The 8,256-nt window shown below is 36.9% G+C and carries 8 protein-coding genes; 7 read left to right on the top strand and 1 reads right to left on the bottom strand.

Features of this window, described 5'->3' with window-relative positions:
- The first annotated feature begins 244 nt into the window (after window positions 1–244).
- From leuC to leuB, 4 genes are all read left to right on the top strand, one after another.
- A complete protein-coding gene (leuC, locus tag FPG59_RS11475) occupies window positions 245–1,639 on the top strand; it encodes a 3-isopropylmalate dehydratase large subunit (protein ID WP_086454739.1) in 1,395 nt (464 codons plus the stop codon).
- Window positions 1,640–1,752: 113 nt separating this feature from the next.
- The gene (gene leuD / locus FPG59_RS11470) at window positions 1,753–2,349 is read left to right on the top strand and encodes a 3-isopropylmalate dehydratase small subunit (protein ID WP_086454738.1); all 597 of its coding nucleotides are present in this window, start codon (window positions 1,753–1,755) and stop codon (window positions 2,347–2,349) included.
- An 82-nt stretch (window positions 2,350–2,431) separates the two neighbouring features.
- A complete protein-coding gene (locus tag FPG59_RS11465; RefSeq protein ID WP_086454737.1) occupies window positions 2,432–3,955 on the top strand; it encodes an alpha-isopropylmalate synthase regulatory domain-containing protein in 1,524 nt (507 codons plus the stop codon).
- Between the two features lie 117 nt (window positions 3,956–4,072).
- The gene (gene leuB / locus FPG59_RS11460) at window positions 4,073–5,134 is read left to right on the top strand and encodes a 3-isopropylmalate dehydrogenase (RefSeq protein ID WP_086454736.1); all 1,062 of its coding nucleotides are present in this window, start codon (window positions 4,073–4,075) and stop codon (window positions 5,132–5,134) included.
- Window positions 5,135–5,190: 56 nt separating this feature from the next.
- Here leuB and FPG59_RS11455 read toward each other — a convergent pair whose 3' ends face one another.
- Window positions 5,191–5,547 (bottom strand): RNA-binding protein, encoded by a 357-nt coding sequence (locus FPG59_RS11455; protein ID WP_086454735.1) that lies wholly within the window; start codon window positions 5,545–5,547, stop codon window positions 5,191–5,193.
- Window positions 5,548–5,911: 364 nt separating this feature from the next.
- On the opposite strand from FPG59_RS11455, the gene FPG59_RS11450 reads away from it, so the two are divergent.
- The 3 genes from FPG59_RS11450 to FPG59_RS11440 all read left to right on the top strand — a co-directional run bounded on the left by FPG59_RS11450 (window position 5,912) and on the right by FPG59_RS11440 (window position 7,829).
- Window positions 5,912–6,460: a 30S ribosomal protein S16 gene (locus tag FPG59_RS11450; RefSeq protein WP_086454734.1), complete on the top strand. Its 549-nt coding sequence runs from the start codon at window positions 5,912–5,914 to the stop codon at window positions 6,458–6,460.
- 14 nt (window positions 6,461–6,474) lie between these two features.
- Complete coding sequence (rimM, locus tag FPG59_RS11445) at window positions 6,475–6,999, top strand: ribosome maturation factor RimM (protein WP_086454733.1); 525 nt, start codon at window positions 6,475–6,477, stop codon at window positions 6,997–6,999.
- 116 nt (window positions 7,000–7,115) lie between these two features.
- Complete coding sequence (locus FPG59_RS11440) at window positions 7,116–7,829, top strand: tRNA1(Val) (adenine(37)-N6)-methyltransferase (protein ID WP_086454732.1); 714 nt, start codon at window positions 7,116–7,118, stop codon at window positions 7,827–7,829.
- Window positions 7,830–8,256 lie beyond the last annotated feature (427 nt).

Genomic DNA, 8,256 nt, shown 5'->3' with positions numbered 1-8,256 from the left:
ATACAAATACTAACTATTCAATAAATATCAAAAATTAAAAAAAACGACGATACATTTTATCAAAATAAAAACCACACTTAAAAAAAAGAAGTCAAAAAGACGAAATTTAGTTATGAAATATTCGGTTGGGATTTTGGGCATCGTATAAATTAGAAAAATCAAAAATATACATTAACTCCTTTTTTTAGTTTTGCGTTCTTGATTATCCTAAGGCCTATTTGGCCACAAAACTAAAATTGATACAATGAGTACTACATTATTTGACAAAGTATGGGATGCACACGTGGTGCGCAAAATAGAAGATGGGCCCGATATTTTTTTTATTGACCGTCATTTCATTCATGAAGTTACCAGTCCAGTAGCTTTTTTAGGTTTAAAAGAAAGAGGAATACCCGTTTTATATCCAGAACGTACATTTGCAACTGCAGATCACAACACCCCAACCATAAACCAACATTTACCCGTACAAGATCCGTTGTCTGCAAACCAGTTGCAAGCTTTAGAGGACAACGCAGCCGCTCATGGAATCTCTCATTGGGGACTGGGACATCACAAAAACGGAATTGTGCATGTTGTAGGACCTGAAAACGGAATTACACTTCCGGGAGCTACTATTGTTTGTGGAGATTCCCACACCTCTACGCACGGTGCCTTTGGCGCTATCGCTTTTGGAATTGGAACTTCGGAGGTCGAAATGGTTTTGGCTACCCAATGCATCATGCAACCCAAACCAAAAAAAATGCGCATCAATGTAAACGGAACTTTAAGCAAAGGTGTAGGGCCAAAAGATGTAGCGCTTTATATCATATCTCAACTGACCACTTCTGGAGGAACAGGCTATTTTGTTGAGTACGCAGGAAATGTTTTTGAAGAAATGTCTATGGAAGGCCGTATGACTGTTTGTAACCTAAGTATCGAAATGGGTGCTCGAGGTGGCATGATAGCTCCAGATCAAAAAACATTTGATTTCCTTGAAGGAAGATTATATGCCCCAAAAGGCGAAGCTTGGACAAAAGCAGTTGCATATTGGGAAACCTTAAAAACCGATGCTGACGCCGTTTTTGATGCTGAACTAAATATAAATGCAGCAGCTATTGAACCCATGATTACTTACGGAACTAATCCAGGGATGGGAATTGGTATTTCGGCAACTATTCCAAATGCAAGTCAAGTGGAAGGTGGCGCCGACACCTACAAAAAATCATTGGCCTACATGGGTTTTAATGAAGATGACGTGATGATAGGCAAACCAATTGATTATGTTTTCTTAGGGAGCTGTACTAACGGTCGTATTGAAGATTTTAGGGCTTTCGCCGAAATTGTAAAAGGTAGAAAAAAAGCAGACAATGTTACCGCTTGGTTGGTTCCAGGGTCGCACGTGGTAGAAGCACAAATTAAAGATGAAGGTATTTTAGACATTTTAACAGACGCTGGTTTTGTCTTGCGTCAGCCGGGTTGTTCTGCCTGCTTGGCCATGAACGATGATAAAGTTCCTGCTGGAAAATATGCGGTAAGTACATCAAACAGAAATTTTGAAGGAAGACAAGGTCCTGGTTCGAGAACGCTATTGGCTAGCCCAATTATGGCTGCTGCAGCTGCAGTTACCGGAGTTTTAACAGATCCAAGAAAATTAATGTAGCCCCTAACCCCCGAAAGGGGAATTCCCAACATAGTAAATAGTACAATTAAAGAAAATAACTTTCGCCTCCAACAACTCCCCCTTCGAGGGTTGGGAGCTAATAAAAAATAAAAATGGCATACGATAAATTCAATATACTAACGAGCACTGCGGTACCCCTACCTATAGAAAACGTTGATACGGATCAAATTATTCCAGCTCGTTTCTTAAAAGCCACTACTCGAGAGGGTTTTGGCGACAATCTTTTTAGAGACTGGAGATATAACCCTGACGGATCTCTTAAAGAAGATTTTGTTTTAAATAACAGTACTTATAGCGGTAAAATTCTAGTGGGCGGAAAAAATTTTGGCTCTGGTTCTTCTCGTGAACACGCCGCCTGGGCGGTATATGATTACGGATTTAGAGCTGTAGTGTCTAGTTTTTTTGCAGATATTTTTAAAGGAAACTGTCTAAATATTGGCGTTTTGCCTGTGCAGGTGAGCCCCGAATTTGCCGATTCTATTTTTAAAGCCATTGCCGAGGATTCTTCTACGCAACTAGAAATCAACTTACCAAATCAAACCATCACCTTGTTAACCACAGGTCAGCAAGAATCTTTTGCCATTAACGGCTACAAAAAGAACAACATGGTCAACGGTTTTGATGATATTGATTACCTACAGAACATGAAAGAAGATATTAAAGAATTTGCAAACACACGTCCCTTTTAATTAAAAACACAGCACTAAGCACTATTTTAAACCCTAAAACCTAGCTTGAAAGAACTGAATTTTTTTGGGTTCCAAATTTACAATGATGAAAAGAAAAATTGAAATAATGGACACAACGCTCCGTGATGGTGAACAAACCTCAGGAGTATCCTTTTCTGCTGCAGAAAAATTGACCATTGCACAATTATTGATCGAAGAATTAAATATTGACCGTATAGAAATTGCCTCTGCACGAGTGAGCGACGGAGAATTTCAGGGAGTAAAAGGCATTATGGCCTGGGCCAATAAACAAAATTATACAGAAAGAATAGAAGTGCTCACCTTTGTAGATTGCGGATTATCTATTGAATGGATGAAAAAAACAGGTGCTAAAGTTCAAAATTTATTAACCAAAGGATCTTTGAATCATCTAACGCATCAGTTAAAAAAAACTCCCCAAGAACACTTTGATGAAATTGCTGCAGCCATTGCATTAGCCCAAGAAAATAACATTTCTACAAATGTATATCTAGAAGACTGGAGCAACGGCATGCGTAATTCTCCTGAATATGTGTTTCAATATTTAGATTTCCTAACACAACAGCCCGTGAAAAGAATCTTACTTCCAGATACATTGGGAGTATTGATCCCATCAGAAACATTTGAGTTCATTTCGAAAATCACAACTCGATATCCTTCTATCCATTTTGATTTTCATGCCCACAATGATTATGATTTAAGCATTGCCAATGTCATGGAAGCTATAAAAGCTGGAATTCATGGTTTGCATGTTACCGTAAATGGTATGGGAGAGCGTGCAGGAAATGCACCACTAGAAAGTGCCGTTGCCGTAATCAATGACTTTTTTCCAGAAATAGCTATTGGCGTAAAAGAATCATCTTTATATTCTGTGAGTAAGTTGGTCGAAACTTTTACAGGATATAGAATTCCTGCAAACAAACCAATTGTTGGTGACAATGTATTTACACAAACAGCTGGAATTCATGCTGATGGCGATAATAAAAATAACCTTTATTTTAACGATCTATTACCAGAACGTTTTGGTCGAAAAAGAAAGTATGCTCTTGGAAAAACTTCTGGCAAAGCCAATATAGAAAAGAACCTTCAAGAATTAGGCCTTCAATTAAACCCTGAAGATTTAAAATTAGTTACGCAACGTATCATTGAATTAGGTGATAAAAAAGAGACCGTAACTAAGGAGGACTTGCCTTACATCATCTCTGATGTTTTAGACAGTCAAACCTATCAGGAAAAAATTATTGTTGAGTCCTATATATTATCTCATGCAAAAGGCATGCGTCCATCAACCACTATATCATTAAAAATATATGGTGAAATCATAGAAGAACATGCACAAGGTGACGGACAGTTTGATGCTTTTATGAATGCACTAGCAAAAATATACAAAAGCAAGAACTTAGATTTACCTCAATTGATAGATTATGCAGTTCGAATCCCACCCGGAAGTAGTTATGATGCGTTATGCGAAACCATAATCACATGGGCAAATAATGAAAAAGAATTCAAAACCAGAGGATTAGATTCTGACCAGACCGTTGCAGCTATTATTGCAACACAAAAAATGTTGAATGTAATATCTGAATAAAGGCTCAAAGCTCAGAGTGACAAAGGTTCAAAGTTTTTTCTTTATTGCTTTGACTTTTAATCTTTAAATCTCTGAACCTTTGATCCTTTTAACCTTAAAATAAATAACACTTAAAAAATGAAATTAAACATAGCCCTTTTAGCCGGAGACGGAATTGGACCCGAAGTAATCAACGAAGCCGTAAAAGTAGCTGATGCTATTGCAAAAAAATTCAATCATGAAATCACTTGGACACCCGCATTAACAGGCGCATGTGCTATTGATGCTGTTGGTGTGCCTTATCCAGATGAAACCCATGAAATTTGTCTTGCTGCAGATGCAGTACTGTTTGGAGCTATTGGTCATCCAAAATACGACAATGACCCAACCGCAACGGTCCGACCAGAACAAGGACTATTACTCATGCGAAAAAAATTAGGCTTATTTGCAAATGTGAGACCAACTTTTACTTTCCCGTCTTTGATTGATAATTCTCCTTTGAAACGAGAACGCATAGAGGGAACCGACTTGATTTTCCTAAGAGAATTAACCGGTGGGATCTATTTTGGAAAAAAAGGAAGATTAGACGAAGGTGAAACCGCGTACGATACGTGCACCTATACCAGAGCAGAAGTGAAACGACTGGCAAAAAAAGGGTTTGAATTGGCCATGAGCCGTTCAAAAAAACTATGTTGTGTGGACAAAGCTAATGTTATGGAAACTTCCAGACTATGGAGAGAAACCGTTCAAGCCATGGAAAAAGACTATCCAGAAGTTACAGTTTCCTATGAATTTGTTGATGCTGTAGCCATGCGACTAGTGCAATGGCCTAACTCTTATGATGTGTTGATTACTGAGAATTTATTTGGCGATATATTGACAGATGAAGCTTCGGTAATATCAGGATCTATGGGATTAATGCCTTCTGCATCTGTGGGCGAACATACTTCTTTATACGAACCCATCCACGGATCATATCCTCAAGCAACAGGCCTCAATATTGCAAATCCTTTGGCTACTATTTTATCCGCAGCCATGATGTTTGAGGATGCTTTTGGATTAAAAGAAGAAGCAGAAGCCATAAGAGCAGTTGTAAATAGTTCCCTAGAACAAGGAATAGTAACTGAGGATTTAGTAAGCAAAGGAAACAAAGCATACAAAACAAGCGAAGTAGGCGACTGGCTTGTTGCAAACCTGTAAGAACAAAAAAGGTGTCAATTTTCATTGACACCTTTTTTTATAGCTAGAAAAAAATATTAATATCCTCCTCTGTTTCCACCACCACGGTTGTCTCCACCACGGCTGTTTCCACCATAACCACCACGAGAGTCACCTCCACGGTTGTTATTAAAACTTCTTCTTTCACCTTCTGGTTTAGGCTCAGATTTGTTTACTACAATTGCACGTCCTTGAACAGTAGCACCGTTCAACTCGTCAATTGCTTTTTGAGCTTCATCATCATTTGGCATCTCAACAAAACCGAATCCTTTACTTCTTCCTGTAAATTTATCTGAGATAATTTTAACTGAATCAACTGCTCCGTAAGCCTCGAAAGACTCTCTTAAATCTGCTTCCTCAATACTGAATGGAAGGCTTCCAACAAAAATATTCATATGTACTTATTTAAATAATACAACAAATGTACTGCTATTTTTCTCTAATCTACTATATATTAGCTTATTTATGATTTTATTTTGAATTTACGTTTTTGAAACCAAGAAATAAATAAAACAAACTGGTCTTTGTTTTTCCAAAACTACCTTGTTTCATTTCAAAAAAAATAGATTGAAAAAATTATTTACCAGATCTTAATTCCTGAAAAAACTAAAAATCCATTTACCAGAAAATAACAATAAAACCACCTAACCTATTCCTTTACATTATTTTACAATTCACAGTAGTAATTTTGAATAAAAAATGTATCTTTGCACCCTTAATTAATCGAGGTCGAGTACCTCAAAATTTAATCACAAGATTATGTCAGTAAAAATTAGATTACAAAGACACGGTAAAAAACAAAAACCTTTTTACTGGGTTGTAGCTGCAGATGCACGCTCAAAAAGAGATGGTAAATACCTAGAAAAAATTGGTACTTACAATCCTAACACTAACCCAGCGACTATCGAGTTAAACCTTGAAAGCGCAGTAAAATGGTTACACAATGGTGCACAACCTACAGATACTGCAAAAGCAATTCTTTCTTACAAAGGTGCTTTATTGAAACACCACCTTGATGGAGGTATTCGTAAAGGTGCTTTAACTCAAGAGCAAGCTGATGCAAAATTAGCGGCTTGGTTAGAAGCTAAAGCTGGTAAAGTTGACGCTAAAAAAGAAGGTTTGACTAAAGCTCAAGCTGCTGATAAAGCTAAAGCTTTCAAAGCAGAACAAGAAGTAAATGCAAAACGTTTAGCTGCTGCTGCACAAGCAGAAGCAGATGCTATTGCTGCTGCAACTCCTGCTGTAGAAGAAGAAGTTGCTGAAGAGGCTCCTGCTGCTGAAGAAAACAACGAAACTACTGAAGCATAATTTAGAAGGCGAAGATGCGTAAAGAAGATTGTTTCTACTTAGGTAAAATCGCTAAAAAATTTAGTTTCAAAGGGGAAGTTCTTGCCTATTTAGACACGGACGAACCTGAGTTATACGAAAACCTGGAATCAGTGTTTGTTGAATGCAACAAACACTTGGTTCCTTTTTTTATTGAAAGCAGTTCGCTGCACAAAAACGATTTTTTACGAATCCGTTTTGAAGATACAAATACCGAAGAAGAAGCCGATGCATTGATAGGCAATGATTTGTATTTACCCTTAAAAATGTTGCCAAAACTAACCGGCAATAAGTTTTATTTCCACGAAGTAATTGGTTTTGAAGTTGAAGACAAACGCCTAGGAATCGTTGGTAAAATAGAATCTATCAATGACACCACTGCACAACCCTTATTTGAGGTTTTAAATGGTAGTGTAGAAATCTTAATCCCTATGATTGACCATTTCTTGGTTAAAATAGATCGTGAAAACAAAAAAGTAATCATGGATTTACCAGAGGGGTTAATTGAGATGTACCTATAATTTAGTAGGCAGTAATCAGTATTCAGTCGCAGTGGTCAATCTCTCGAAATCTGCAATTATCTCTAGTTGATTATCACAAAGGACAGCATTCATTACACTACAATCTAATACAACTTATGTCTAAATTCCAATTCAAACAATTTGCTGTTGAACAAGACCGTTGCGCTATGAAAATTGGTACCGATGGAGTTCTTCTTGGCGCTTGGACTCCTATAAGCAATAATCCTTTTAGTATTTTAGATATTGGTGCCGGAACTGGAATCATTGCTTTGATGCTTGCACAAAGAAGCAACGCTGAACAAATTGATGCTTTAGAGATTGACGAAGATGCTTACGAGCAAGCGACCGATAATTTTGAAAACTCTCCATGGAGCGATCGATTATTTTGTTATCATGCTGGTCTAGATGAATTTGTTGAAGAACCCGAAGATGAATACGATGTAATTGTTTCCAACCCACCATTTTATACCGAGGACTACAAAACGGAAAATGAGCAGCGTTATTTGGCCCGGTTTGCTGATGCCATGCCTTTTGACGAATTGATTGAAGCCGCCGATTTATTACTATCTGAAAACGGAATATTCTCCGTAATCATTCCTTACAAAGAAGAAGAAAACTTTATTGCTTTGGCCAATGAATACGAGTTATATCCCTTAAAAATTACTCGTGTAAAAGGAACACCAACTACGGAAATCAAACGCAGCTTATTAGCTTTTACTCGAAAAGAAACAACTGATTTTCCAGTTGACGAATTGGTTATCGAAACCGCAAGACACGTATACACTCCAGAATATATTGCCTTGACAAAGGATTTTTATTTGAAGATGTAGAGACTTTAACTACACTCAACTAACAAATACGACTCTTGATAGAAAAGGTAAAACTATTTATAAAAAAAAGAACAGTAAAGTCCTTTTCTAAAATGACTTAGTTCCCTTCTAACCATCATTGGAAATAACTGGCTACTTATTCCGTGATAAAAACACTTTCTTAATGGGTTATTAAAACAAAATTCCGTAAAACCCAAACAAAATCAAACCCAAGAGCAGGCACTTATTCGTAAAATAAAACACAATTTTATTTTATGAATATTATGATCTTATATTGCCACCAAAAATATAAATAACAAGTGAGAGATGAATCCTAAATAAATGCTCTTATCTTAAGAAATTAAAAAGCTAATTAAAAAATTCTTCCATCAGGAATTAAGTTCAGAGTAAATTGCATGAATTTTTTCAAAAAAAAGGGAAATGATAC

This window comes from Flavobacterium sp. FPG59, assembly GCF_002150205.1.
Taxonomy (GTDB): domain Bacteria; phylum Bacteroidota; class Bacteroidia; order Flavobacteriales; family Flavobacteriaceae; genus Flavobacterium.
This window is presented reverse-complemented; position numbering and strand designations above follow the sequence as displayed.

What these genes read in the sequence shown, in the direction of transcription:
- leuC (WP_086454739.1), top strand. Translation starts at nt 245, where the DNA reads ATGAGTACTACATTATTTGACAAAGTATGGGATGCACACGTGGTGCGC.
- leuD (WP_086454738.1), top strand. Translation starts at nt 1,753, where the DNA reads ATGGCATACGATAAATTCAATATACTAACGAGCACTGCGGTACCCCTA.
- FPG59_RS11465 (WP_086454737.1), top strand. Translation starts at nt 2,432, where the DNA reads ATGATGAAAAGAAAAATTGAAATAATGGACACAACGCTCCGTGATGGT.
- leuB (WP_086454736.1), top strand. Translation starts at nt 4,073, where the DNA reads ATGAAATTAAACATAGCCCTTTTAGCCGGAGACGGAATTGGACCCGAA.
- FPG59_RS11455 (WP_086454735.1), bottom strand. Translation starts at nt 5,547, where the DNA reads ATGAATATTTTTGTTGGAAGCCTTCCATTCAGTATTGAGGAAGCAGAT.
- FPG59_RS11450 (WP_086454734.1), top strand. Translation starts at nt 5,912, where the DNA reads ATGTCAGTAAAAATTAGATTACAAAGACACGGTAAAAAACAAAAACCT.
- rimM (WP_086454733.1), top strand. Translation starts at nt 6,475, where the DNA reads ATGCGTAAAGAAGATTGTTTCTACTTAGGTAAAATCGCTAAAAAATTT.
- FPG59_RS11440 (WP_086454732.1), top strand. Translation starts at nt 7,116, where the DNA reads ATGTCTAAATTCCAATTCAAACAATTTGCTGTTGAACAAGACCGTTGC.